This is a genomic window from Desulforhabdus sp. TSK (genome assembly GCF_022836495.1).
Lineage (GTDB): Bacteria > Desulfobacterota > Syntrophobacteria > Syntrophobacterales > Syntrophobacteraceae > Desulforhabdus.
The window spans coordinates 1-255 of sequence record NZ_BQXM01000262.1; the positions used below are offsets into that span (position 1 = coordinate 1).

Genomic DNA, 255 nt, shown 5'->3' on the forward strand with positions numbered 1-255 from the left:
TTGCAGGACCGCCTACACGCGCTTTACGCCCAGTAATTCCGAATAACGCTTGCACCCTCCGTATTACCGCGGCTGCTGGCACGGAGTTAGCCGGTGCTTCCTCTGGTGGTACCGTCACTCCCGAAACTTGTTCAGTCCCGGGACATTCTTCCCACCTGACAGGGCTTTACGACCCGAAGGCCTTCATCACCCACGCGGCGTTGCTGCGTCAGGATTGCTCCCATTGCGCAAAATTCCTCACTGCTGCCTCCCGTA

The 255-nt window shown here is 58.4% G+C and carries 1 rRNA gene; it reads right to left on the minus strand.

Annotated features, from left to right (window positions below):
• Nucleotides 1–255: ribosomal RNA gene (locus tag MWC30_RS22335) — 16S ribosomal RNA — on the minus strand; the annotation flags it as partial.